Origin of the sequence: Micromonospora sp. B9E7 (genome assembly GCF_039871815.1) — a bacterium.
GTDB lineage: Bacteria > Actinomycetota > Actinomycetes > Mycobacteriales > Micromonosporaceae > Micromonospora.
In genome coordinates this window covers 309,393-332,489 of the sequence record NZ_JBDPLX010000006.1, presented here as the reverse complement: position 1 = coordinate 332,489, position 23,097 = coordinate 309,393, and the positions used below count along the sequence as shown (strand labels likewise).

The following is a 23,097-nucleotide window of genomic DNA, read 5'->3' as shown; positions in this document are numbered from 1 at the left end:
GTCACGGGCGCCAGCCGCCGGCCGTGGCGAGTTAGCGTGTCGCCATGGAGAGTGGCGGTATGTCGGTGCCGGTATCGGTCGACCTCACTGTCCGGCTACGGCCGGTTGCCGAGCCCGACCTGGCGATGTTCCGACGGTTCTGCACCGAGCCGGGCCTGATCGGGCTGGACTGGGCCGGCTTCCGGGACGCCGGCGCGCCGGCACGGCGGTTCGCCGTCGACGGCTACCTCGGCGAGGACGACGGACGGCTCGTCGTGGAGGTCGAGCAGGAGCAGGGCGCCGCTGGCGTCCTCAGCTACACCGCTGGGCGTTACGCCGGACGGGCGTCGTACTGGGAGATCGGCATCGCCCTGCTGCCGCAGTGGCGCGGGCGGGGCGTCGGCTGGCGCGCGCAGGCGTTGCTCTGCGACTACCTGTTCCAGCACAGCCCGGCGCAGCGCATCCAGGCCGGCACCCACCCGGAGAACGTCGCCGAGCAGCGGGCGCTGGAGAAGGCCGGCTTCCAGTTGGAGGGGATCATCCGGGCCAGCGAGTTTCGCGCTGGCCAGTGGCGCGACGCCTACCTCTACAGCCGGTTGCGCGACGACCCGTCCCCCTGGGAGTCGGCGACGAACGGCTAGCGCGCGCGGACTCCCGGCTCCACCGTCAAGGTCCCCGCCTCGGCGTCGATCGTGGCCCGCGCGCCGAGCGGAACGGTGAGCTGTCCGTTGCCGTGGCCCAGTCGCAGCCCGCCCAGGACCGGCACGCCCAGGTCGTACAGGCGGTCCCTCAGCACCGCTGCCGCGTCCCACTCGCCCGGCCCGCCGACGCTGTTGGTGATCTGACCGATGACCACCCCGGCCACCCGGGACAGCACGCCCACCCGGCGCAGTTCCGTCAGCATCCTGTCGATGCTGTACGGAGCCTCGTCCACGTCCTCGAAGAACAGGATCGCGTTGTCGAACTTCGGCGAGTCCGCCGCATCGAGCGAGGTGGAGATCATCGTCAGGGTGCCGCCGAGCAGAGGCCCTGATGCCGTCCCCGGCACCAGCACGGGGGCCGCTGTCTCGGCCGGGTCCCGGACGATCGTCACGGGCGCGGTGGTCATCACCGCCCTGCGGAGCGCCTCGGCCGACTCCGGGCCGGTGCGGGCGTCGTTCCAGTTGACCATGGGGCCGTAGAAGGTGACCAGACCGGTGTCGCGCCACAGCTTGCCGTGGATGCTGGTGATGTCGCTGAAGCCGACGACCACCCGAGGATCCCGGCGCAGACCGGAGACGTCGATCTGGTCGACGATCCGCTGGGTGCCGTAGCCGCCGCGGGCGGCGAAGACAGCACGGATCCCGGGGTCGGTGAGCGCGGCATTCAGGTCGGCCAGCCGCTGGGCGTCGGTGCCCGCCAGGTAGCCGTACCTGGCGAAGACGTGTGCGCCCAGCTCGACCTCCAGGCCCCAGCTGCGCAGGATCTCGATGCCGCGGGCCATGTTCGTGGGGTTGGGGGTGCCGCCGGGCGACACGACCCGAACCCGGTCCCCGGGTGCCAACACCGGCGCCCGTAGGGCGCGTTTCGCACCAGCCGGCGCGGCCTGCGCGGCCTCCGCCGTGCCGACGAGCACCGCGCCACCGGCCGTCGCCGCTCCCATCCGCAGCATGTGTCGACGGGACAGAGGCACCCGCGCGGCCCCCTGGATCGTGGCTGGCTCTGTTCCAGAAGTGGTCACCGGCGTCCCCTCATCGTGATCAGACGATGTGCGAGCCGCCACAGCCTACGACAGTCATCGATCCGATTGGGGGTCCACAGGGGACACAGCGGGCCGTGGCCAGGCCTGGGTAGCCTCGCGGTATGCCGAACGACATCCACCACGGCCAGATTCGGGCAGACGTACGCGCGGGGACGCCAGCCGACGCCGTGGCGTTGGCGGGCCTTCGATGGCGGCGGCTGACCGAAGAAGACGGCTACCCGGGCAATGACCACGACGACTTCGTAGAGCTGTTCGCCACGTGGGTCACCGAGCATCTGTCGACCCACCGGCCGTTCGTTGCCGAGGTCGACGGCGACGTGGTGGGGATGGCCTGGCTGATGGTCGCGGATCGCGTGCCGGCCCCCACGCGCCGGCATCGTCGGACCGGGGACGTCCAAGCGGTGTACGTGGTGCCGGAGCTGCGCAACAGCGGGATCGGCGCGGCCCTGCTGACGGTGATGCTGGCCGAGGCGCGCGAACTCGGCCTGGAACACGTGACCGTCCATTCCAGCGAACGCGCGGTGAGGCTGTACCAGCGGGCCGGCTTCCAACACGGCCCGACCTGGCTCAGCTGGCAACCCGAGTGACGTGAGTGGCCTGTTTGTGAGGACCCGCCCGCCGATGGCAGGGGGTCCGGATCCGCGGGTGACCCCGTTTGTGGTCAGGGAGCCTGGGAACTCGCCCCGTTCGTCCGCAGGCAGGCCTGACGGTATGCCGACGAGACCGAAGGAGCGGGGCATGGACTACGAGCAGATGATCGCCACGGTACGACAGCGCGCGGGCCTCGGTGAGAACGAAGCCGTGCGGTCCGTACAGGCCGTCCTGTCGGTGCTCGGCGAACGGCTCGCCGGACAGGAGGCGGACAACCTGGCGGCACAGCTACCGGATCGACTGGACGCGTCGGTCACCCGTAATCCGCAGGGCCGCCGGTGGGACGTCGGCGAGTTCCTGAAGCACGTCGGCGACCGGGAGCAGGTAGCGAACGCGGACCAGGTGCGTCAACACGCCCAGGCGGTGCTACGTACCGTCGCCGAGGCGCTGAATGACGACGAGCGACACGACCTGCTCGCCCAGCTTCCCGGCGGCATCATCGACCTCTTCGGTGTGCCCACCCCGCGAGGCTGAGCCCCGCGCCGATCGGGCCACCCGTGGCGCTCAGGGAATCGGCCACTCGTGCACCGGCCGGTTGCTGTGCATCAGGTCCACGTAGTGGCGGACCACCTCACGTAACGCCTCCGGCCGGTCCAGGTGGTCGGCGGACTCCAGTCGGTGCAGCGTCTCCACCTGCCAGGTCGCGCCGTTGCGGCCGGTCAGGCAGCGCTGCTCGATGACGCCGAGCAACCGGTCCCGCTCGGTCGGGTCGAGCCCCCACCGATCCAGCCCGTGGTGCGCCAGCGGCAGCAACCGGCGCAGCACCAACTCGGTCACCGGAAGGTAGCCGAGGCCGGGCCAGAAGACCTGCGCGTCGATGCCGTGCCGAGCGCAGTTGGTGAAGTTCTCCTCGGCGGCGCTGAACGACATCTGTGACCACAGCGGTCGGTCCGACTCGGCGAGAGCGCGGACCAGTCCGAAGTAGAAGGCACCGTTGGCGATGGTGTCCAGCACGGTCGGCCCGGCGGGCAGCACCCGGTTCTCCACCCGCAGGTGGGGTCGGCCGCGCGACACGTCGTACACCGGGCGGTTCCACCGGTAGACGGTGCCGTTGTGCAGGCGCAGCTCGTGGAGGTTGGGTACCTCGCCGGCCGCCAGGGCCTGCGCCGGGTCCTCCGGGTCGCAGACCGGCAGCAGCGCCGGGAAGTAGCGCACGTTCTCCTCGAACAGGTCGAACACACTGGTGATCCACCGTTCGCCGAACCAGACTCTGGGGCGTACCCCCTGGGCCTTGATCTCTTCCGACCGGGTGTCGGTGGCCTGCTGGAACAGCGGGATGCGGGTCTCGCGCCACAGCTCCCGGCCGAAGAACAGCGGCGAGTTCGCGCCGACCGCGACCTGGATGCCGGCGACCGCCTGGGCGGCGTTCCAGTAGTCGGCGAACTGGGGCGGGCTGACCTGCAGGTGGAACTGGGTGCTGGTGCAGGCCGCCTCCGGGGTGATCGTGTCGGCGGTCACCGCCAGCCGTTCCACGCCACTGATGGCGATCGGCAGATCCTCACCGCGCGCCGCGAAGATCTGCTCGTTGAGCAGCTTGTAACGAGGATTGGCCGAGAGCGTCTCGGCGGTCAGGTGCTCGGGGCGCAACGTCGGCAGGATGCCGATCATGACCATGTGCGCGCCGATCGTCCGGGCCTTCACCTCGGCGGCGTTGAGGCTGGCCCGCACGTACTCCTCGAAGTCGGCCGTGCCGGTGCCGGTCAGCCGGCGCGGCGGCACGTTGATCTCGACGTTGAACTGGCCCAGCTCGGTCTGGAAGCTCGGATCGGCGATGGCCGCCAGCACGTCGGCGTTACGCATCGCCGGATTCGACGACTCGTCGACCAGGTTCAGCTCGATCTCCACGCCCGTCATCGGCCGGTCGACGTCGAAGCGCGACTCGCGCAGCATCTCGGCGAAGACGTCGAGGCAGCGGCGAACCTTGTCCCGATAGCGGGCCCGATCTTCTCGACTGAAGGTTCGTACGCCGACGTCCTCGCCCATGGTCACCACCCTGTCACCGCTGGCCACCCCTAACCTCGCACGTCGCGGCGGGCGAGGATAGACCCGATGGTCCTTTCCTACCCAACTGCCCGCCCTGATAGCCCAGCCAGCCCGCCCCGTTAGCATTACGGCCCGGAGAGGTGGTGGCGTGCGGATGCGCGAGAAGGTGACCCGGTTGTTCGTCGCGGCGGCGATCGCGGAGGCCTGCTCCTGGCTGGCTCTGCTGGTCGGCATGCTGGTCAAGTACGGCCCGCCGGGCAATGAACTGGGCGTGAAGATCTTCGGGCCGATCCACGGCGGCCTGTTCGTCGCGTACGTCCTGCTGGTGCTGGCCGTGGCCCGGCTGCACCGGTGGAGCCTGCTGGCCACGGCGGTGGCCCTCGCCAGCGCGGTGCCGCCGTTCGCCACCCTGGCCTACGAGCGCTGGGCCCGCCGCCGGGGCATGCTCGGCGTCGACCGCCAGCCCGCCCGCGAGCCCGCGCCGGTCGGCTGACCGGGCGGATCCGTGCGGCCCGGATCTTTCGGGGGAGCGGTCACGTCAGCGCGGAGCAGGCCACGATGCCGGCCAGCAGCAGCGCGCCCAGGAACGCCTGCAACAGCAGCGGCGGTCCGAGATGCGACCACAGCGTCGCGGTACGCGGAGTCAGCAGCTGCCCGGTGGTGAGGTTGACGATCCTCTCGATCCGGGGCGGCAGCTCCGGGTCCCGCTGCGGGCGCAACGTGAGCTGCACCTGGTCCGCCGGGTGCAGGGCGCTCTGCGGCAGGTGACCGTGCAGCTCCACCTCGCAGAGCTGACCGGCGGCGTTACGCAGCCGCACCGGGGTGACCAGATATTCCGGGCCCTGCTTCAACTGCTTCCAACGCCGCCGGGTGCCGCCACCGCCGAAGGAGAAGAGCGCGCGCAGCAGCAGGGCGGGCAGTCGAGCCACCGCCGCCGCGGCGAGCACCGCCACCAGCACCGGCTGCCCGATCCGGACCTCGCGGGTGTAGCCGTCCAACAGGCGGACCAGGCGCCCGGTGACGATTCGCTCCGTCGGGTGCACGATCCGTCGGGTATCGAGTCCGCTGTCCATCTCCACCACCGAGAGTCCGCTTGTGTGCACAGATCGTATCGACGTCCTCGGTTGAACGACGTGAATGAAACCTGGTCACGGGCTCACGGCCGCGAGGTGACATCCCGGGCGACCCGGGTAAGCGGGGGGCCGAGCTGGAAAGGGGTCGAGCATGCAGCTGTCCTTCCTGCGCCCGCTCTACGACCGTCCCGGGCCGTGGTGCTCGGTGTACCTGGACGCCTCCGCGGACACGGAGGACGCCCATCCCGCACTGGACCTGCGCTGGCGCGCCTTGCAGAGTCAACTCACCGACCAGGGCGCCGACGAGGCGAGCGTCGCCGCGCTGGACCGGGTGATCCGTGGGCACGACCCGATGGTCGGGGACTACGGCCTGGCGGTGTTCGCCAGCCACGGCCGGGTGGTGCTCTCCGAGTACCTGTCCGCGCCACCACTGCGCGACCTGGCCAGTTTCGCGCCGCTGCCACACGTCATGCCGCTGCTCGCCCAGCGCGGCGAACAGGTGGCCTGGGTGCGGGTGGTGGCCGACCGGATGGGCGCCGACGCCATGGCGGTCAGCGCCGGCGGGGTCCCCCGGCGGGCACACGTCGCCGGTCGGGACGAGTTCCCGCTGCGCCGAACGAAGCCGGGCGGCTGGTCCCAGTCGCGTTATCAGCGGGCGGCCATGGAAGCCTGGCACCAGAACGCCGGCGACGTCACCGCCGCGACCGTGGACCTGGCCGACAGGGTCGGCGCCGACGTCGTGGTCGTCGCCGGTGACGTCCGCGCCACCGGAATGATCGCCGCGCAGATGCCGGAGCGTTGGCAGGACCTCGTGGTCCGCACCGACGCCGGTTCCCGGGCGGGCGGCGCCGACCAGACGATGCTGGACGACCTCACCGTGCAGACCATCGCGGAGGTCGCCGACCAGCGGATCGCCGCCGCACTGGACAAGTTCGGTGTGCAGGAGGACGTCGGCGGCGGTCTCGACGCGGTCGTCTCGGCCCTGCAACGCAACCAGGTCGACACAATGATCATCGTGGACGACCCGTCGGCCACCGGTGAGCTGTGGATCGGCTCGGAGCCGACCGAGATCGCCGTCGACCCGGGGCAGTTGGCCGCGATGTCGGTGGACGACCCGCAACGGGTACGCGCCGACGCGGCGCTCGTGCGGGCGCTCGTCGGCACCGACGCGGCACTGACCGTGCTGGGCCCGGACGAGGCACCCGAACTGACCGACGGCGTCGGCGCGGTGCTGCGCTACGTCGACCCCGGCACACCGGGGCGCGGCAATGGCTGAGCGCCGGGTGGCGGATCTGGTGGTGGAACGGCTGCTGGCCTGGCGGGTACCCCGTGCCTTCGGCTACCCGGGGGCGGCGATCGCTCCGCTGGTCGAGGCGCTGGAGCGTACCGGTGGCGAACCGGCGTTCGTCCCGGCGCGACACGAGGAGACCGCCTCGTTCATGGCCACCGGGCACGCCAAGTTCACCGGCGGCATCGGGGTCTGCCTCGCCACCCAGGGGCCCAGCGCCGTCCAACTGCTCAACGGCCTCTACGACGCCAAGCTGGACAGCAAGCCGGTGGTGGCGATCGTCGGGGAGGACATCTCCGGGCCGCTCGGCGCCGCGCACCAGGAGATCGGGTTGAGCCGTCTCTTCGGGGACGTGTGCAACCAGTTCGTCCGGTACGGCCGTAGCCCCGAGGACGTGGCGACGCTGCTGGACCAGGCGTTCCGTACGGCGGCGGCGACCCGCAGCCCGACCTGTGTCGTGCTGCCCCGGCAGTTGCAGGAAGCCCTGGTGCCCGACCTGCAGCCGTCCGCCGTCGGGGTGGTCTCGGCGACCCCCGGTGAGCCGCTGGCCCGGGTACTGCCGCACGACGCGGACCTCGACGCCGCCGCCCAACTGCTCGGCGGCGGTCAACGCGTCGCGATCCTGGTCGGCCAGGGTGGTCGCGACGCGGCCTCCGAGATCATCGAGGTGGCCGACCGGCTCGGCGCCGGGGTGGCCGCCTCACTGCTGGGCAAGCCGGTGCTCGACGAGCGGCTGCCGTTCCACACCGGGGTCCTCGGCGAGGTCGGCACCCCGGCGGCGGCCGAGCTGATGGGCGGCTGCGACACGCTACTGATGGTCGGCACCAACGACCCGTGGACCGACTACTTCCCGATGCCGGAACAGGCCCGCACGGTGCAGATCGACATCGACGGTCGCCGGATCGGCACCCGCTACCCGGCGGACGTGCCGCTGGTCGGTGACGCCGCCGAGACCCTGCGAGCGCTGCTGACCCGCCTGCGCGGCAGACCCGAGCAGCGGTGGCGCGCCACCGTGGAGGCCTCGGTGGACCGGTGGCGCGACGTCGCGGCCGAGCGGGTCGCCGCGCCCGCCGATCCGGTCAACCCGCAACTCGTCCTGCAGGAGCTGTCCGCCCGGATGCCGGGCAACGGCGCGGTCGCGGTCGACGTCGGCTCGGTCCTCTACTGGTACGCCCGGCACCTCACCCTGCCGCCCGGGGTGAACGCCCAACTGTGCGGCACGCTCGGTTCGATGGGCTGCGCCCTGCCGTACGCGGTGGCCGCCAAGCTCGCCGCCCCCGACCAACCGGTGGTCGCGCTGGTCGGTGACGGGGCGATGCAGCTCAACGGGCTCGCCGAGCTGATCACCGTCTCGCACCACTGGCAGCAGTGGCGGGACCCTCGTCTGGTGGTGCTGGTGCTCAACAACCGGGACCAGAACGGCATGGGCGGTGGGCGAGCGCCGTCGTCCGACCCGACCCAACGCCGACCCGACGTGCCGTACGCCGGTTGGGCTCGCCTGCTCGGGCTGCACGGGGTGCGGGTGGACCGCCCGGAGCTGGTCGGTGCGGCCTGGGACGAGGCCCTCGCGGCGGACCGCCCCTGCGTACTGGAAGCGGTCGTCGACCCGGCGGTGTCGCTGGCGCCGCCGGAGCCGGCGTTCGCCGACCTGCGGGGCCTGTACGCCGACGGCGCCCCCGCCCGCAAGGTGCGGGAGCAGGTGGAGGTCACCGCGAACGCCGACGACCTCGTTTAGTCGCGCCTGGCCAGGGCATCAGAAGCGGCCCGACGACGCTGGAGGTTCCATGTCCGAGCCCGCTGACCGCCGCTACGGTCCCGCGACCCTTCCGCGGCCGCGCGGCCCGCTCTCCACGGCGGTGGTCAAGGCTCTGCGGCGTCCGCCGCACGACCTGCCGACCGATCTCGGCGTCGACCTCGACCCGGCGGACCCGATCACCGACGAGGACCTTCAGCTGACCCTGTTCCTCTGCTACGAGTTGCACTACCGGGGCTGGCTCGGGGTGGACGAGTCATGGGAGTGGCAGCCGACGTTGCTCGCGCTGCGCGCCCACTGCGAACGCCTCTTCGAGGCGGCGCTGCGCCGGCTGGTGGGCACGCCAGCGGTGCCCGCCGCCGGGGTGCCCGCCGGCCTGGCCGAGCTGGTCGCGGCCGACGACGGGCCGTCGCTGGCCGCGAACCTCCAGCGGCGCGCCGACCTCGCCCAGTTCCGCGAGTTCGTCGTGCACCGGTCCGTGTACCACCTGCGCGAGGCGGATCCGCACAGTTGGGCGCTGCCCCGACTCGGCGGGCCGGCGAAGGCCGCGCTCGTGGAGATCCAGACCGACGAGTACGGCAACGGCCGACTGGACCGGATGCACGCCGAGCTGTTCCGGCGCACCCTCGACCGGCTGGGGCTGGACATCGGGTACGCCGCCCACCTGGACGCCGTACCGGCGGTGACCCTGGCGACCAACAACCTGATGTCGCTGTTCGGGCTGCACCGACGGTTGCGCGGCGCGCTCCTGGGGCACCTCGCCGCGTTCGAGATGACCTCCTCGTTGCCGAACCGCCGCTACGGCAACGGCCTGCGCCGGCTCGGCTTCGACGAGGTGGCCACCCGCTTCTACGACGAGCACGTCGAGGCCGACGCGGTGCACGAGCAGATCGCCGTCCACGACATGTGCGGCGGCCTGGTCGGTGTCGAGCCGGCCCTCGCCCCCGACGTGTTGTTCGGCGCGGCGGCCGGGCTCGCGCTGGACCGGTTGTTCGCCGCGCACCTGCTGGACAGTTGGGCTGCCGGTCGCAGTTCGCTGCGGCCGCCCGCGCCGCCGGCCCTGCCGCCGACCGTCTCGCTCGTCGCGTCGACCCTGGTGGGCCCGCCCCTCGTGGTCGCCCCGCCGGCCCCGACCGCGTTCGTCTGACCGGAGAAGCTGGTCGCGCTGGTCGCGCTGGTCGCGCTGGCTGCGCTGGTCGCGCTGCGAGCCGGCGGAGGTGCCGCCGCCGCCCTCGGGCGTACACCCCTTGCTTCGCCCTTTGCTCTGCACCCACCCATGCGACGGTTACCGACCGTGCGTGGTGCCTGCGTGGGTGCAGAGCAAAGGCGGCGTGTGTGGCGGGTGGGCCCTGCCGGCGCGCTCGCGCTGCGTGACGTGGCGACCTCGGGTCAGCCCTCGCGGGCGGTGCCCGCCCGGAATCGAATTGCCTTGTGGGTGCCGTCGCAGAACGGCTTGAGCGCCGACTTGCCGCACCGGCACAGCGCCACCGTGCCCCGGCGCGGGTCGATCCGCTCGCCGTCCGGCGTGACCAACGCGAAGTCACCCCGGACCAGCAGCGGTCCGTCCTCGTACGGGGTGATCGTGGCGGCCGCTGGCTCGCTGGTGTCGTCGGTGCCCATGGACCCGGAAGTGCCCGCCCTGACCCCACCGAAACCCGAGCGACCGAACGCCATTGATGACCGGCGCACCCCCCTGACCAGCGAAATGTGCCGACGGGTGGGTGATGCCCCGTTTGAACCCCATCGGGACGGGAAGCCGGGCCGCGTGGTGAGCGAACGAGGCAAGGTGGGGCCGGTGCACAAGGTGCACAAGGGGCTCACGGCCGATGGCGCCGGTCTGGCCGGCGACCGGGTCGTGGCCGCGGGCAGCGCCGCCCGGGTGCTGGTCGCCGCCACCGCCCGGGCGCTGCGCGGAGCGGACTGCGCCGACCTCGGGCAGACCGGACCCACGTCGCGCTTCCCCGGTGCCCCGGAACCGGTACGCCGTGCCGCGGTCACCCGGGCCGCCGGACGGGTCGCCCTCACCGTCGACCAGGTCGACGAGGTGGACGCCGCACGGGTCGCCCGCTGGTTCGTCGACCAGTACCCCCGCCGGCGCTACCCCGGGGTGCTGATCGGCTCTCCGCACGGCGGCCTGGCACACCTCGCGGTGGCTCTCGGCGTGCCGTGGCTGCCGGCCAGCTTCGAGATGACCGTGCACTGGACCGACGGCGCGGTGGACCGCCCGGCGGACGCCCTGGAGCACGGGGCGGCACTCGCCACCCGGCTGCTCGCCGGCAACGCCGACCTGCACCTGCGCCAGGTGCACTGCCCGGCCACCCGTGGTCCGCTGACCGGGGCGACCGTGGCGCTGACCGCCGCGTGGAGGGCGCTGCCGGCCGCGTACGCGCGGTTCCTGGCCGACCGGCTGCTCCCCGGTGCCCCCGTGCTGCTGGTGCGCGACGCGCGCACCTGGCCGGTCCTGGAACGCGGTCCGGGGCACAGCTTCCAGGTCGGCTGCCCGGCCAGCGGGCTGGACCCGGTGGACTTCCACCCGGACAGCCACGCGCTGCGGCAGGTCCTGCGCTCCGTCGGCGGCGACGCGGCCCGGTGGGCGCCACCGGAGGTGTCCGTACCGTCGGGTGACGCCGAACACGGCATCGACTCGGGCTTCGAGCTGGCCGTGCGGGACTGGTCCGCGCGCCACCAGCACCCGATGCACCGGGTGCTGGTACCCCGACCGGCGGCACTGAGCGCGGGCGTCGCCGACCTCTACCGGCGGTGGCTGCGCTCCGCCGGCAAGACCGGTGACCGGCTGGTGGTGGAATGCGGGCGCCTGCTCGACCCGTGGCAGGTGGTGCGGGCGGGGCTGGTGCCGTACTGGTGCGAGAACGCCACCCGGCGCAGCGTCGACGAGGCCGAGTGGTGGCTGGCCGGCAGCGAGGCGTTCAGCTCGGTGGACGTGTTGCCCGAGCCGCCCGGGATGCGCTCGCCCGCCCTGGCCGGGCTGCCGCAGTGGCTGGCCGTGGCCGGGTTCGGGCGGCGGCGTCGGGCGTTGGACCGGACCACCGCGCGCGGCTACCCGGTGACCTCCGTGCCCACCCGCCGGGCCACCGAGGTCCTGCGAGCCCAGCCGTACGACCTGCCCGTGCCGCCCCCGCTGAGGGCCGCCGAGGCTCTCGCCGTGCTCCGCGACAGCGGCGGCCACCAGGGGTTGTTGGTCTCCTGAGGCGGAGCACGCCGAAACATCCTCGCGAACCCGGGGTCCCGTGATTGAGTACCTACGGAGCGGGAACATCGCTGACTGCGACGGCCTGATTGCGCTGCGTGGACGCGGTGTCGCCCGCTGGCATCCCAGTCACTGACCCACTTTTCCGGCCCGGTGCGTGGTTCGACCACGCGCACGACCGGTTTCCCGATCCGGGCGGGGGACCTTCCTGAGGGAGGCGCGGATGTTCGGACAGACGAGCACAACCACGACCACACCACCACCACCCACCGATCGAGGTCTGGAGGATCTCGACTCGGCGGCACTGGCGTACGCGGCCCGGATCGAAGGGCTGCCGCCGGAGCGACGCGGAGAGGCCCGCGACGACCTGGTGCGCTTCGCGCTTCCCTTCGCCGGGCGGCTGGCCCGCCGGTACCGGGGGCGTGGGGAGCCCCTGGAGGACCTGGAGCAGGTGGCCCGGCTGGGGCTGGTCAACGCCGTCGACCGGTATGACCCGGAACGCGGGTCCTTCACCGCGTACGCCGCGATCACCATCGTGGGCGAGATCAAACGGCACTTCCGCGACCGCACCTGGGGCGTCCACGTACCCCGCCGGCTGCGCGACCTGATCCTCGAAGTGGGACAGGCCACCGCCGCGCTGACCAGCGAGCTGTCCCGGGCCCCGTCGGTGGCCGAACTGTCGGCCCGACTGGAGACCCCGGAGGAGGAGATCCTCGCCGCGCTGGAGTCGGCGGCCGGCTACAGCCCGGCCTCCCTCAACGCTCCGGTCGGCGGGGAGAGCTCCGCGGAGTTCGGTGACCTGGTCGGCGAGTCGGACAACGCGCTGGAGTCGGTCGACGACCGGGTCACGGTGAGCGGTCTGCTGCACCGGCTGCCCTGGCGTGAGCGGCGCATCCTGGCCATGCGCTTCTACGGCAACCAGACCCAGGCGGAGATCGCCGCCCGGTTCGGCATCTCGCAGATGCACGTCTCCCGGTTGCTGTCGCGGGCGCTCACCTGGCTGCGTCAGGCGATGCTCGCCGACGCGGCGCCGCCGTGGCAGAACGGCGCCGCCGAACCCGACCCGGGCAAGACCCGAATCTCGGTCAAGCAGAACGGCGACCGGGTGGTGGTCGAGGTCGGCGGCGAGATCGACCGCGACGGCGCGGACCAGCTGCGCCGGGCCATGCTGGAGGCGGTCACCGGCCAGCCCAGCGAGGTGGTCGTCGATCTGGTCGGCGCGGGCGGGTTCGACGCCGGTGGGATAGCCGCCCTGATGGCCGGGCGGGACGCGGCGGAGCGGACCGGCGTGCCGCTGCGCCTGACCCGGGTCCAGCCCGCAGTACGCCGCTCGCTCACCGCCGCCGGCCTGGCCCCCGCCCGGGACTGACCGCACACCGACGACAGCAGGGCCGACACCCGGTCGGGCGTCGGCCCTGCTGTGCGCGTACCCCTGGTCAGTGCTCTTCGGGGTTGCCGTCGCTGTGCGGGTGACGCCAGCGTTCGTGGGGCTTCGGCGGGTCCTCGGCGTCCTCGGGCGCGTCGCTCTGTTCGAAGCTCGGCCGGCGGACGCCCTCGGGCTCCGGCACGTCCACCGGACGGGCGCCGGAGCGCGGCGCCGGCCGGTAGTCGACCGCGTCCCGGGCGCCGTGCGCGCCCTCGGCGGCCGGCGACTCCGGGGCGTGGTGCTCCATCCGCAGCTCGTCGGCGAAGTGCTGTGGCGGCTTCGTGGTGCGCTGCGGCAGGTCCCGGCCCAGGTCGGCGACGAGCGGGCCGTACTTCAGGTCGAAGGCGGGGCGCTCGGAGCGGATCCGGGGCATCCGGTCGAAGTTGCGCAGCGGCGGCGGGCAGCTGGTGGCCCATTCGAGGGAGTTGCCGAAGCCCCACGGGTCGTCCACCGTCACCACCGCCCCGTAGCGCCAGGACTTCCAGGCGTTGTAGATGAAGAACAGGGTGGACAGGCCGAGGATGAACGCGAAGATCGTGGAGATCGTGTTCAGCGTGGTGAAGCCGTCGCTGGGCAGGTAGTCGGCGTAGCGGCGCGGCATGCCCTCGCTGCCCAGCCAGTGGTGCACCAGGAAGGTGCCGTGGAAGCCGATGAACATCGTCCAGAAGTGCGCCTTGCCGAGCCGCTCGTCGAGCAGTCGCCCGGTCATCTTCGGCCACCAGAAGTAGTAGCCGCCGAAGAGGGCGAAGACCACGGTGCCGAACACCACGTAGTGGAAGTGCGCCACGACGAAGTAGCTGTCGTGGGTGTGCCAGTCGACCGGCGGGCTGGCCAGCAGCACCCCGGTGAGACCGCCGAGCAGGAAGGTGACCAGGAAGCCGATGGCGAACAGCATCGGTGTCTCGAAGGTGAGCTGGCCCTTCCACATCGTGCCGATCCAGTTGAAGAACTTCACGCCGGTGGGAACCGCGATCAGATAACTGAGGATGCTGAAGAACGGCAGCAGCACCTGACCGGTGGCGAACATGTGGTGCGCCCAGACCGTCATGGACAGCACGGTGATCGCGACGGTGGCCAGCACGATCCCGGTGTAGCCGAAGAGCGGCTTGCGGGAGAAGACCGGGATGATCTCGGTGATGATGCCGAAGAACGGCAACGCGATGATGTACACCTCGGGGTGGCCGAAGAACCAGAACAGGTGCTGCCAGAGCATCGGACCGCCGGTCGCGGCGTCGTAGACGTGCGCGTTGAGCAGCCGGTCGGCCGACAGCGCCAGCAGTGCGGCGGCCAGCAGCGGGAACACCAGGATCACCAGGACGCTGGTGAACAGCATGTTCCAGGTGAAGATCGGCATCCGGAACATGGTCATTCCGGGTGCGCGCAGGGTCAGGATCGTGGTGATCAGGTTGACCGCGCCGAGGATGGTGCCGAGCCCGGAGACGACGAGACCGAGCACCCACATGTTCGCGCCCACACCGGGGGAGTTCTCGACGCTGCTCAGTGGGGTGTACGCCGTCCAGCCGAAGTCCGCCGACCCCTGTGGGGTGAGGAAGCCGCCGACCACCATCAGCCCGCCGAACAGGTACAGCCAGTAGGCCAGTGCGTTGAGGCGGGGGAACGACACGTCTGGCGCGCCGATCTGGATCGGCACGATGTAGTTGGCGAATCCGAACGCCGCAGGCGTGGCGAACAGCAGCAGCATCACCGCGCCGTGCGAGGTGAAGAGCTGGTTGTACTGCTCCGGGGACAGGAACTGCATTCCCGGACGGGCCAGTTCGGCCCGCATCACCATCGCCTGCAGGCCGGCCAGGACGAAGAAGCCGAAGGAGGTCAGCAGGTACAGCAGGCCGATCTGTTTGTGATCCGTGGTGGCGAGGAACTTGATCAACGAGTTGCCGGGGACCGGTGCCCGGACCGCTCCGGGGAAGCCCCCGAACCGGGCCGGTGCCAGGATCGCCGGGCCCCGATCGCGACCGGGTTCCGTGGTTACCCGCTTGGGCATGGCTGTTCACCCCGTCGTGACGGCAGAAAGGACGGGCGTGCCTACCCGACCCTCTCCCCATGTAACCAGCCCAGAGCGGTAATTTCGGTCAGATCGCCAGTACCGGCGCAGGCACCTCGACCGCTCAGGTCGCCGGCAACATCGCCCAGACGGCCTTGCCCTGACCGGCCGGCACGCTGCCCCACCGTTGCGTCAACTCCCGGACCAGCATCAAGCCCCGGCCACCCTCGGCGTGCAGGTCCGTCCCACCCGGCCGGGCCTGGGCGCTGCTGCCGTCCACCACCGCCAGGTGTAGATACGGTCGACGTAGGGTCACCGTCACCTGCATCGGGGTGCCGGCGTGGCGCACCACGTTGCCGACCAGTTCGCTGAGCACCAACGCGGCCGGGCCGGACGCGTTGGGCAGGTTCCACCGTGCACAGGCGTCGGTGACCAGGTCCCGGGCCCGCCGGCACGCCTCGGCCACCGGCTCCAGCCGGGTCCGCATCCGCAGCGTGGCACCCGCCATCCGGGTGGCCTCCGCGCAGTCCGCGGTGACCGGGACCGCCCGGCAGGTGGTCGACTCGGCCAGCCAGCGCGCGGCGACCGGCGACGGGGCGCAGAGCACCACCGGCACCGCCGGCCACTCCTCGGCGCGACGGGCGGCCGCCGCGAAGACGGACAGCGCGAGCCTGTCCTCGACGCTCACCTCGGCCATGTCGATCACCAACGCCTCCGGTTGGTCGACGAGGGCGTCGTTGAGTGCCTGGTGCACCGAGCGCATGGTGCCCAGATGCAGCGCACCGGTGAGTCGGACGACCGCCACCGGTGCCGTGCGGCGCACCTCGCAGGTGATCCGGCTCGACATCAGTGCCCTCGATTCGCTGCTGGGTCGGGAGCTCCCCACTACCCGGGGCCGCCCGGCGTCAAACCGGACCAACGGCGGAGCGAGGAGGCTCACCGGCCGCATCGGCGCAGGTCACGGCCGAGGTCGTCCGGTCAGGACGCCCAACGCGATCATGCCGACGCCGAGGCCCAGGTGCAGCCAGCCGTCCGCGTCGTTGACCGGCAGCACGTTCGCGCCGGTGTCCTGGTCCACCGCCAGCCCGTAGAGCCAGAGCACCAGGTAGACGGCGCCGCCGCCGATCAGGAACGTCCGGGCCCCGGCGACCGTCCGCGCCAGCACCAGACCCGCCACCCCGAACGCCAGGTACACCAGGTTGTGCAGCACCGACACCTGGAAGACACCGAACAGGTACGCGCCCGAGCCGTGGCCGGCGAAGCGCAGGTCGTGCATCCCGCTGGTGATGCCGGGAACGAAGCCGAGCACGCCGATCAGCAGGAGCAGCACGCCCACCGTTGCCGCCGCGCGCCGGACCGGCGCCTTGCCGTCGGCCGGGTTGGGTCGGGCCCGGGAGTGGGCCATCGGTCCGACCATTCCCCGGCTCCTCGCTGCGCGGCGGGTACGAAGCGCTGCGGCCTACCCGCTGCCGCCGCCGACAAACGCCGCCGACGGTCAGGCCGGCAGCAGCCTGGGCGCGCTGGAGAGGTGGCGGACGCACTCGTACAGCTCCACATAGCGTTGGGCCATCACCGCCGGGGTGAACCGCTGCGCGGCCACCCGCCGACACTCGTCCGGGTCGAGCAGGTCGCTGGCGAGCACGAGATCGCCCAGCTCCTCCTCCTCGGCGGTGAGCAGCCCGGTCCGGCCGTGCTCGATCAGCTCCGGCAGACAGCCCCGGGAGGTCGCCACCACCGGGGTACCCAGGGCGAGCGACTCGACCACCGCCGTGCCGCCGGGCTCCTCCCACCGCAGCGGGAACAGCGACGCGCGGGCGCTGGCGAGCAGGTCGTCCCGCTCCTGACCGGCCACCGTGCCGACCCAGCGGACCAGGTCACCGTCGACGTGCGGCGCCACCTCGTCGAGGAAGAACCGCACGTCCGGGTTCTGCCGGGCCTCGTCGCCGGCCGCGGCCAGGTCGGCCGGCCGATGGTACGGGCCCACGGGACCGGCCAGCACCAGCGGGAACCCGACCCGGTGGGCCAGTCGGGCACCCACGTCCTGCCCCTTGCCCGGGTTGATCCGGCCCAGGATGAGCAGGTGCTCGCCCTTCTCCGGTCGGGGTCGGCGGTCGGCGTCGACGGCCAGCGGCGTGGACAGGTGCACGTGCCCCACCGAGTGCTCCCGCAGCGCCAGCGGGGCCCGGGCCAGCTGCGATGCGGAGACCCCGTTGACCCGGACCCGGTCGCCGCCGTCCAGGCTGCCGTAGAGCGCGGGATGCTTGGCCAGGTCCCAGTGCAGGGTGTGCAGGGTCGGCGGCCCGGCCGGCCCCATCGCGGCGAGCGTGGCCAGGCCGACCGCTTCCACGTGGTCGTGCACCAGGTCGATGTCGTCGCGGGAGTGCAGCTCACGGACCACCCCGGCCAGGTGCGCCTGGGCGATGCCACAGACCTGGTTGTACGGCCGCTGCAACGCGGCGAACTGCCCGTCGGCGAAGACCGACACCCGCTCGTCCACCGGCAGGGTGCTGCTGCCCACCGAGGCGAGCACCACCCGTACGCCCAGTCGCCGCAGCTCCGGCACGAGCGTGGCGATCACGTTCTCGATGCCGCCGTAGCCGGGCGGTGGCACGGACAGCCACGGCCCGGCGTTCATCAGCACGGTGAGGCTCATCCGGCTCGCCCCTTCCGGCCGCTCACTGGGCCCGCGGTCGCCGACTGCGGGGCTCGCAGGATCGGCGCAGCCCTCGCGCTCACGCGGCGGCCACCCGTCGGCGCGGCACCCGGTGGCGCAACTCGGCCAGCGGCGGGCGTTCCTCGATGGACACGTCGGTGACCACGATCTCGCGGTCCAGGTTCGGCAGGGTGTCCGAGCCGCCGCGACGGAACTGCGTCAACAACGCCTCCGGTGCCAGGCCGGGGGTCGCCCAGCCGCGCCGCTGCAACCGGGACCAGGCGGTCAACATGATCTGCGCGGACATCCGGCCCAACGCCGCCGTGTCCTGGTGCCGGTGCTTGCGCTCGCCGAGGTCCACCTGCGCCATCGCGTCGAGGCCGACCAGGTCGAGCAGGTCGATCATCATGGCCGTCTCCACCCCGTACCCGGAGACGAACGGCACCCGGGCCAGCACGTCCCGGCGGCCCGCGTACTCGCCCGCGAGGGGCTGCACGAAGCCGGCCAGCTCGGGCCAGAACAGGTTGAGCAGCGGTCGAGCCATCAGCTCGGTCACCCGGCCCCCGCCGTCCTGCTCCACGCTGGCGGTGCCCACCAGTGGCCGGTGGTAGAAACCCTTCACGAAGTCCACGGAGGGGTCGGTCAGCAGCGGGCCGAGCAGACCGCTCACGAAGTGCGGCCGGAACTCCCGCAGGTCGGCGTCGATGAACGCCACCACGTCCCCCTCGGCGGCAGCCAGACCGGCCCAGAGGGCGTCGCCCTTACCGGTGAGCCGGGGCAGCCCCCGGGTCATGGCGTCCTGGCTGACCACCTCCGCGCCGGCGGCCCGGGCCACCTGCGCCGTGCGGTCGGTCGACCGTGAATCCACCACGATCAGCTCGTCGACCAGGGCGACCCGATCCATCAGGTGCTCCCGGATGGTCGACACGATCGCGCCGACGGTGGCCTCCTCGTTGCGCGCCGGCAGCACCACACTGACCCGGGTCTCGCCCTTGGCCCGCATCAGCCGACGTGCCGGCCAGTCGGCCGCCGTCGTCGTCCGGTACGTGGCCCACGCCTCCACCACAGGTGACACGCTCGATGTCGCATCCCGCACGGGCACCCCCTCCGTTCGTGCGTGAAAACCGAAATTGGTAGTTCCCATTCCCTGCCACGCGTTAACCGCTTTCTCGGCAACAGCTTGATCACAGAGGTGACGCCGGTGCGTTCCCGGGGGATGAACGTTTGATTGCGCACACCCCGGGGGACTGCTCCCATCGCACATGAAAGGTCTCCGAAGGGGTGTCGAATGCGTCAGTGCCGGGTGGGTCTGGTCGGAGCCGGCGGCGTGGCACAACGTCACGCGCGAGTGCTGTCCGGCTTCGAGGACGTCGAGCTTGTCGGCGTCACCGACGTCACACCGGAGGCGGCGTCCGCGCTGGCCACGCAGCACGGCACGCGGGCCTGCGCCGACATGGCCGAGCTGCTGGGCACCGGCCCGGACGCGGTGTACGTCTGCGTACCGCCGTTCGCACACGGCCCCGCCGAGGAGGCGCTGGTCGAGGCCGGGGTGCCGATGTTCGTGGAGAAGCCCGTCGCCGTCGACCTGGGCACCGCCGAGCGGATCGCCGACCTGGTCGCGCGCCGGGGGTTGCGTACCGCCGTCGGCCACCACTGGCGCTACCTGAACGTGCTCGACCAGGCCCGCGAACTGCTCGCCGACCGTCCGGTGCGGATGGTCTCCGGCGCCTGGCTGGACAAGGTGCCCCCGGTGGCCTGGTGGTCGCGGCGGGACCGCTCCGGCGGCCCGGTGGTCGAGCAGGCCGCCCACGTGCTGGACCTGGTCCGCGTGCTGGCCGGCGAGGTCACCGAGGTCACCGCGTACGGCAACGGCACCCCGCCGCCGGTCGACGGCGCCGACATCGATTCGGTGACCACCGCAGTGCTGCGCTTCGCCGACGGCGCGGTCGGCACCCTCAGCGCGGCCTGCGTGCTGGGTTGGAAGCACCGGGCCGGCCTCGAGATCCTCGCCGACGGGCTGGCCCTCGCCCTCACCGAGGACGGCCTGTCGATCCGCGACGCCGACGGCGAACGACACGTGCCCGCCGATCCGGAGGCCGCCCGGGTGGCGGTCGACCGAGCGTTCGTCGACGCCGTGCGCGGCATCGGCGACGACGTCCGCGTCCCGTACGCCGAGGCCCTCGCGACCCAGCGACTGGCCCTCGCGGTGGCCGACTCGGCCCGCACCGGCGCGACCGTACGGCTCACCACCCCGACCGCCCCGGCGGCGCTCTCCACGGGGGTGGCCGTCGATGCGTGACAAGGTCGTGGTGGTCACCGGTCCCGGTCGGGTCGAGCTGGTCGAGCAGGACGCCGCGCCGCTACGCCCCGGCACGTTCCGGGTCGAGACGCTCTTCAGTGGCGTCTCCGCCGGCACCGAACTGAGCTACGTCAAGGGCACGAACCCGTACCTGAACGTCACCTGGAACGCCGACCTGGGCCTGTTCCAACCGGGCGCGGCGAGCACCCCCTACCCGGTGAACCGACTCGGTTACATGCAGGTCGGCCGTGTGGTGGAGAGCCAGACCCCGGCCGTCGCGGTGGGCACGGTCGGCGCCATGACCTACGGGCACCGCACCGGCTGGCTGGCCGACCCGGTCGCGGAGCGGTTCGTGCCGCTGCCCGACGACCTGGACCCGCTGCTCGGCGTCTACGTCGCGCACATGGGCCCGATCTGCGCCAACGGTCTGCTGCACGCCGCCGCCGACCTGCACGGCGCCGACGTCCGCGCGCTCGGCGACGGGGTACGCGGCCGGCGCGTCGCCGTGGTCGGCGCCGGTGTGGTGGCGCTGCTGACGGCGCTGTTCGCCCGCCGCAACGGCGCTGCCTCGGTGGTGGTGCTCGACCCCACCCCGCAACGCCGCCACGCCGCCGAGGCGCTCGGCCTGGAAACCCTCGACCCGGACGCGGACGACCCGGCCGTCGTGCTCAAGACCCGCTGGGCGCACACCGCCGGTGACCGGGGCGCCGACGTGGTGTTCCAGTGCCGGGGACAGGCCTGGGCGCTGCAACTCGCCCTGCGGCTGCTGCGCCCCCAGGGCACGGTCATCGACCTCGCCTTCTACCAGGAGGGCGCGGACGCGGTCCGGCTCGGCGAGGAATTCCACCACAACGGGCTCTCGCTGCGCTGCGCGCAGATCGGCCGGGTGCCGCGCGGCCTAGCACCCACCTGGGACCGGGAGCGGCTCTCCGCCGAGACCGTCGACCTGCTCCGCACGTACGGGGACGTGGTCCGTAAACACCTCGTGTCGGCGGTGGTGCCGTTCGACGAGGCGCCCACCCTGCTCACCGACCTGGCCGACCGTCGACGCCAGGAACTCCAGGTGGTGCTGGCCGCCTGATCGGCCCCCGCAGCGGGGTGCTGGCCGCCTGACCGGCTCCCGGAGCGGTCACCGGGAGCGGGTCGGCCCGGACCGCGTCCGCGGGGGTGACGCGGCGGACTACCGTTCCCGGCATGAGCACCCCGAAGGACCGGCCGGTCAGCACCCCGAAGGAGCGGTCGGTCGGCCTGGCCGCGCTGCTGCCGTACCTGCGTGAGCACCGCGGCACCCTGGTCGTGGTGGGTGTGCTGTCGCTGGTCGGCGCGGCGGCCTCGCTGGCACAGCCCCTGCTCACCCGGTCGGTGCTCGACCGGATCGGCGCCGACCACCCGGTCTCCGGACTGGTGACGGTGCTGGTCGCCCTCGTGGTGCTCGGCGCGGCGATCGGCGGGCTGCGCGACTACCTGCTGCAACGCACCGCCGAAGGCGTGGTGCTGGGCACCCGGCGACGGCTCGCCAGTCACCTGCTGCGGCTGCCCATCGCCGAGTACGACAGCCGACGCACCGGCGACCTGCTCTCCCGGGTCGGCTCGGACACCACACTGCTGCGAGCGGTCGTCACCTCCGGGCTCTTCGAGACGGTCACCGGGGCGGTGACGGTGGTCGGCGCCGGCACCGCCATGGTGCTGCTCGACCCGCTGCTGTTCGGCATCACCCTGCTCGGGGTGGCGCTGGGGCTGGGCTTCGCCGTCACCTTCGCCCGCCGGGTCCGGGCGCTGGCCCGCGCCGCCCAGGAGCGGATCGGCGAGATGACCTCGGCGGTGGAGCGGGCCATCTCGGCGGCCCGGACCATCCGGGCCAGCCGCGCCGAGACCCGGGAGGCGCAGACCGTCACCGGCAGCGCGCGGGAGGCGTACGCGGCCGGACTGCGGGTGGCCAGGGTGCAGTCACTGGTCGGCCCGATCGGCTCGATCACCGTGCAGGGCGCGTTCCTGCTGGTGCTCGGCATCGGCGGGGCGCGGGTCGCCGCCGGGGCGATCTCCGTCGGCGACCTGGTCGCCTTCGTCATGTACCTGTTCCTCCTGGCGCTGCCGTTGGCCCAGGTGCTGCGGGCGTACACCCAGTTGCAGTCGGGTCTGGGCGCCCTGCAGCGGATCGAGGAGATCCTCGCCGTGCCCGCCGAGGGCGCGGCGGACCGGCCGGCGCCCTCGGTCGCGACGGCGACCCCGCGCGGCCCCACCCCCATGATCGAGTTCGACCGGGTGGGGTTCGGCTACCCGGGCGGCGAGTCGGTGCTGCACGAGGTCAGCTTCACGGTGCCCGCCGGGACCCGTACCGCGCTGGTCGGCCCCTCCGGCGCCGGCAAGTCCACCCTGCTGGCCCTGGTCGAGCGCTTCTACGAGGTGAGTGCCGGCGCGATCCGGCTGGACGGCACCGACCTGCGCGACCTGCCTCGCGACGCGCTGCGGGCCCGGCTGGGCTACGTCGAGCAGGAGGCCCCCGTGCTGGCCGGCACGCTGCGGGAGAATCTGCTGATCACTGCTCCGGACACCACCGACGACCGGTTGCGCGAGGTCCTGGACGAGGTCAACCTCGCGCACCTGGCGCAACGCACCTCCGAAGGGCTGGACGTCCAGGTGGGTGAGGGTGGAGTGCTGCTCTCCGGAGGTGAGCGGCAGCGCCTGGCCATCGCCCGCGCGCTGCTCGCCGGCCCGCCGGTGTTGCTGCTCGACGAGCCGACCAGCAACCTCGACTCGCGCAACGAGGCCGCCCTGCGCCGCGCCATCGACGCGGTGGCGGTCCGGCGGACGCTGTTGATCGTGGCGCACCGGCTCGCCACCGTGGTCGACGCGGACCAGATCGTGGTCCTCGACGGTGGCCGGGTGGTGGCCGTGGGCACCCACGCCGAACTGGCCGACACCGACCCTCTCTACCGCGAACTCGCCAGCCACCAACTGCTGGTCGGCTGACCGACGGCCGCTTGCGGCGAACTTGCCGGGCGGCCGGGCCGCGCACGGCGGCCGGAATCGCGTACCGTTGC

Annotated in this window: 21 protein-coding genes; 12 read left to right on the top strand and 9 right to left on the bottom strand. The window is 72.5% G+C overall.

Features of this window, described 5'->3' with window-relative positions; genetic code table 11:
* The first annotated feature begins 44 nt into the window (after window positions 1-44).
* The gene (locus tag ABGB10_RS12895) at window positions 45-620 is read left to right on the top strand and encodes a GNAT family protein (RefSeq protein ID WP_347661100.1); all 576 of its coding nucleotides are present in this window, start codon (window positions 45-47) and stop codon (window positions 618-620) included.
* Here the strand turns inward: ABGB10_RS12895 and ABGB10_RS12890 are convergent.
* Window positions 617-1,630 carry an LD-carboxypeptidase gene (locus ABGB10_RS12890; RefSeq protein ID WP_347661099.1) on the bottom strand — a complete coding sequence of 338 codons (1,014 nt, stop codon included), beginning with the start codon at window positions 1,628-1,630 and terminating at the stop codon, window positions 617-619. The genes ABGB10_RS12895 and ABGB10_RS12890 overlap by 4 nt on opposite strands.
* 191 nt (window positions 1,631-1,821) lie before the next feature.
* Here ABGB10_RS12890 and ABGB10_RS12885 point away from each other — a divergent pair, with 191 nt between their 5' ends.
* Together ABGB10_RS12885 and ABGB10_RS12880 are read left to right on the top strand one after the other, a co-directional pair.
* Window positions 1,822-2,307 carry a GNAT family N-acetyltransferase gene (locus ABGB10_RS12885; RefSeq protein WP_347661098.1) on the top strand — a complete coding sequence of 162 codons (486 nt, stop codon included), beginning with the start codon at window positions 1,822-1,824 and terminating at the stop codon, window positions 2,305-2,307.
* Between the two features lie 151 nt (window positions 2,308-2,458).
* A complete protein-coding gene (locus ABGB10_RS12880) occupies window positions 2,459-2,845 on the top strand; it encodes a DUF2267 domain-containing protein (RefSeq protein ID WP_347661097.1) in 387 nt (128 codons plus the stop codon).
* 30 nt (window positions 2,846-2,875) lie between these two features.
* Here ABGB10_RS12880 and ABGB10_RS12875 read toward each other — a convergent pair whose 3' ends face one another.
* On the bottom strand, window positions 2,876-4,354 hold the full coding sequence (locus ABGB10_RS12875; protein WP_347661096.1) for a glutamate--cysteine ligase: 1,479 nt from the start codon (window positions 4,352-4,354) through the stop codon (window positions 2,876-2,878).
* Window positions 4,355-4,508: 154 nt separating this feature from the next.
* Here ABGB10_RS12875 and ABGB10_RS12870 point away from each other — a divergent pair, with 154 nt between their 5' ends.
* Complete coding sequence (locus tag ABGB10_RS12870) at window positions 4,509-4,847, top strand: DUF3817 domain-containing protein (RefSeq protein ID WP_347661175.1); 339 nt, start codon at window positions 4,509-4,511, stop codon at window positions 4,845-4,847.
* Between the two features lie 40 nt (window positions 4,848-4,887).
* On the opposite strand, the gene ABGB10_RS12865 is transcribed toward ABGB10_RS12870, so the two are convergent.
* Window positions 4,888-5,436, bottom strand: coding sequence for a hypothetical protein (locus ABGB10_RS12865; protein WP_347661174.1), 549 nt, complete (start codon window positions 5,434-5,436; stop codon window positions 4,888-4,890).
* 142 nt (window positions 5,437-5,578) lie between these two features.
* Between ABGB10_RS12865 and ABGB10_RS12860 the strand changes: the two genes are divergently transcribed.
* Genes ABGB10_RS12860 through ABGB10_RS12850 form a run of 3 tightly spaced genes read left to right on the top strand, consistent with a single transcriptional unit; the run spans window position 5,579 to window position 9,615 of the window.
* A complete protein-coding gene (locus ABGB10_RS12860) occupies window positions 5,579-6,703 on the top strand; it encodes a Vms1/Ankzf1 family peptidyl-tRNA hydrolase (protein WP_347661095.1) in 1,125 nt (374 codons plus the stop codon).
* Complete coding sequence (locus ABGB10_RS12855; protein ID WP_347661094.1) at window positions 6,696-8,450, top strand: thiamine pyrophosphate-binding protein; 1,755 nt, start codon at window positions 6,696-6,698, stop codon at window positions 8,448-8,450. The genes ABGB10_RS12860 and ABGB10_RS12855 overlap by 8 nt, the downstream gene beginning before the upstream one ends.
* A 49-nt stretch (window positions 8,451-8,499) precedes the next feature.
* Complete coding sequence (locus tag ABGB10_RS12850; RefSeq protein WP_347661093.1) at window positions 8,500-9,615, top strand: iron-containing redox enzyme family protein; 1,116 nt, start codon at window positions 8,500-8,502, stop codon at window positions 9,613-9,615.
* 242 nt (window positions 9,616-9,857) lie between these two features.
* On the opposite strand, the gene ABGB10_RS12845 is transcribed toward ABGB10_RS12850, so the two are convergent.
* Window positions 9,858-10,088 carry a CDGSH iron-sulfur domain-containing protein gene (locus tag ABGB10_RS12845; RefSeq protein ID WP_347661092.1) on the bottom strand — a complete coding sequence of 77 codons (231 nt, stop codon included), beginning with the start codon at window positions 10,086-10,088 and terminating at the stop codon, window positions 9,858-9,860.
* Window positions 10,089-10,233: 145 nt separating this feature from the next.
* Here ABGB10_RS12845 and ABGB10_RS12840 point away from each other — a divergent pair, with 145 nt between their 5' ends.
* Complete coding sequence (locus ABGB10_RS12840) at window positions 10,234-11,676, top strand: hypothetical protein (protein WP_347661091.1); 1,443 nt, start codon at window positions 10,234-10,236, stop codon at window positions 11,674-11,676.
* Window positions 11,677-11,899: 223 nt separating this feature from the next.
* A complete protein-coding gene (locus tag ABGB10_RS12835; RefSeq protein WP_347661090.1) occupies window positions 11,900-13,045 on the top strand; it encodes a SigB/SigF/SigG family RNA polymerase sigma factor in 1,146 nt (381 codons plus the stop codon).
* Window positions 13,046-13,112: 67 nt separating this feature from the next.
* Here the strand turns inward: ABGB10_RS12835 and ctaD are convergent, their stop codons facing one another.
* From ctaD to ABGB10_RS12810, 5 genes are all read right to left on the bottom strand, one after another.
* On the bottom strand, window positions 13,113-15,104 hold the full coding sequence (ctaD, locus tag ABGB10_RS12830) for a cytochrome c oxidase subunit I (protein ID WP_347661089.1): 1,992 nt from the start codon (window positions 15,102-15,104) through the stop codon (window positions 13,113-13,115).
* Between the two features lie 124 nt (window positions 15,105-15,228).
* Window positions 15,229-15,951 (bottom strand): ATP-binding protein, encoded by a 723-nt coding sequence (locus ABGB10_RS12825; RefSeq protein ID WP_347661088.1) that lies wholly within the window; start codon window positions 15,949-15,951, stop codon window positions 15,229-15,231.
* A gap of 111 nt (window positions 15,952-16,062) precedes the next feature.
* A complete protein-coding gene (locus tag ABGB10_RS12820; RefSeq protein WP_347661086.1) occupies window positions 16,063-16,521 on the bottom strand; it encodes a DUF4383 domain-containing protein in 459 nt (152 codons plus the stop codon).
* Between the two features lie 78 nt (window positions 16,522-16,599).
* Window positions 16,600-17,757, bottom strand: coding sequence for a glycosyltransferase (locus ABGB10_RS12815; RefSeq protein WP_347661085.1), 1,158 nt, complete (start codon window positions 17,755-17,757; stop codon window positions 16,600-16,602).
* Window positions 17,758-17,836: 79 nt separating this feature from the next.
* Window positions 17,837-18,853, bottom strand: coding sequence for a glucosyl-3-phosphoglycerate synthase (locus ABGB10_RS12810; RefSeq protein ID WP_347661084.1), 1,017 nt, complete (start codon window positions 18,851-18,853; stop codon window positions 17,837-17,839).
* A 192-nt stretch (window positions 18,854-19,045) separates the two neighbouring features.
* On the opposite strand from ABGB10_RS12810, the gene ABGB10_RS12805 reads away from it, so the two are divergent.
* From ABGB10_RS12805 to ABGB10_RS12795, 3 genes are all read left to right on the top strand, one after another.
* Window positions 19,046-20,056, top strand: coding sequence for a Gfo/Idh/MocA family oxidoreductase (locus ABGB10_RS12805; protein ID WP_347661083.1), 1,011 nt, complete (start codon window positions 19,046-19,048; stop codon window positions 20,054-20,056).
* The gene (locus tag ABGB10_RS12800) at window positions 20,049-21,137 is read left to right on the top strand and encodes a zinc-binding dehydrogenase (RefSeq protein ID WP_347661082.1); all 1,089 of its coding nucleotides are present in this window, start codon (window positions 20,049-20,051) and stop codon (window positions 21,135-21,137) included. The genes ABGB10_RS12805 and ABGB10_RS12800 overlap by 8 nt, the downstream gene beginning before the upstream one ends.
* A gap of 113 nt (window positions 21,138-21,250) precedes the next feature.
* The gene (locus ABGB10_RS12795; protein ID WP_347661081.1) at window positions 21,251-23,026 is read left to right on the top strand and encodes an ABC transporter ATP-binding protein; all 1,776 of its coding nucleotides are present in this window, start codon (window positions 21,251-21,253) and stop codon (window positions 23,024-23,026) included.
* The last annotated feature ends 71 nt before the right edge of the window (window positions 23,027-23,097 follow it).